Annotated in this window: 1 protein-coding gene; it reads left to right on the forward strand. The window is 45.4% G+C overall.

The window, feature by feature from the left end; all coding sequences use genetic code 11:
- The first annotated feature begins 727 nt into the window (after positions 1-727).
- Positions 728-1408: an IS30 family transposase gene (locus Q7P22_RS03225; RefSeq protein ID WP_303860560.1), complete on the forward strand. Its 681-nt coding sequence runs from the start codon at positions 728-730 to the stop codon at positions 1406-1408.
- The last annotated feature ends 81 nt before the right edge of the window (positions 1409-1489 follow it).

A 1489-nucleotide genomic window follows, 5' to 3' on the forward strand; every position in this document is an offset into this window, starting at 1 on the left:
AGCGCTCGGTTCGGGACCGAGAGGTCGCTGGTTCGAATCCAGTCATCCCGACCAGAAACAACAGGTCAGGGGTTTAGTCCTCTGGCCTTTTTTATTTTAACAGTAAAATGAACAGTAAATGAACAGTATGGATGAGTAAATGTTGTCCTTAAATGTCTGAATTTTCTAAGTCAGGTAGCTTCTGTTGGAGTATTTGACAGGAAGCTTTGTCGTGAAAATTCATCGGGTTAGGATGACGGATCTCTTATCAAAAGAATGCGTGAGCTTATAGGCAAGCCAGAATGGATTTGCTTTTATAGGTAACTCAGCAAATTAAGGTTTACTAATCACGGACACTCATCTTGTCTAACTGCTCTTTTTACGTTGAGGCTTCATTTAAATAGGCGTGTAATGCTAACCCTTGCGGTTAGCGCGCTTTTCTAAACGTCTATCGAAAATTCAACTGTTTTTCTTTTAGTACGACTTCTCACGATCATCGCAACATCAAAGGTCGAAAAGGAGGCTTTTGGTGGAATACGTTTATGGCGGCGTTTCCTGCCCGACGTAAAAGGAGATGTTCGCAGCCAGGCGTCGACACTACGTCGAGCTCGTCGAGAGCGGCATGAACTTCAGGCAGGCCGCAAGGACGCTCGGTGTGTCAAAGAGGACCAGCAAGGTCTGGCGCAACGGGCGCACACACTCGTCCGGTCGCAACGAGAAGCCCTGCACCGAATGGCATAATCATCTCATGGACGCTGAAAAGAACATCAACGAGTGCTTTCTGAGCTTAGACGAACGCATAACTATTGCCAATATGCTTCTTGCTGGAAGCTCGTGCAGAAAAGTAGCCATAACTCTTGGGAGAAGTCCTTCTACCATTTCAAGAGAAATTAAAGCAAACACAGATCCAGCAACTGGGCGCTACTATCCACATCATGCCCAAGAGTTATCGAATAGTAGACTTACTCGACCAAGGGTAAGAAAAATCCTAAGTAACCCAGAGCTTGGAGAGGTTGTGCAGGAAAAGCTCGATCTGCATTGGTCTCCCGAAGAGATTTCTCACTGGCTTTATATCAAGTACCCTGATAATAAGGATATGAACGCCTGTCCTGAAACAATCTATCAATCTATCAATGTGCAAGCTGAAGGTTCGCTCAAACGCGATGTGATCTCTCAACTTCGAAGCGGATGGGTATATCGCAGGTCACACAGACAAGAAGCTAGACGTAGACCTCGCTTTAGAGAGCCAATGATAAATATCAGTGAGCGTCCACCTGAAGTCGAAGACAGAGCAATTCCAGGACATTGGGAAGGCGATCTGATTGTAGGTGCCAAAAACAAGACAGCAATAGGTACTCTTGTTGAGCGAAGAACAAGGTTTTGCATTCTGCTTTACTTGCCTAATGGCCACGCTGCACTAGAAGTATAAGATGCAATTGTCAACAAAGGGCAAAGTGAATTTGCCCCGCTTTCGTTGACATATCGATTTCCTGATATCGTGTCAGGAGAA

The organism is Alkalibaculum bacchi (assembly GCF_937875145.1).
Taxonomy (GTDB): domain Bacteria; phylum Bacillota; class Clostridia; order Eubacteriales; family Alkalibacteraceae; genus Alkalibaculum; species Alkalibaculum bacchi_A.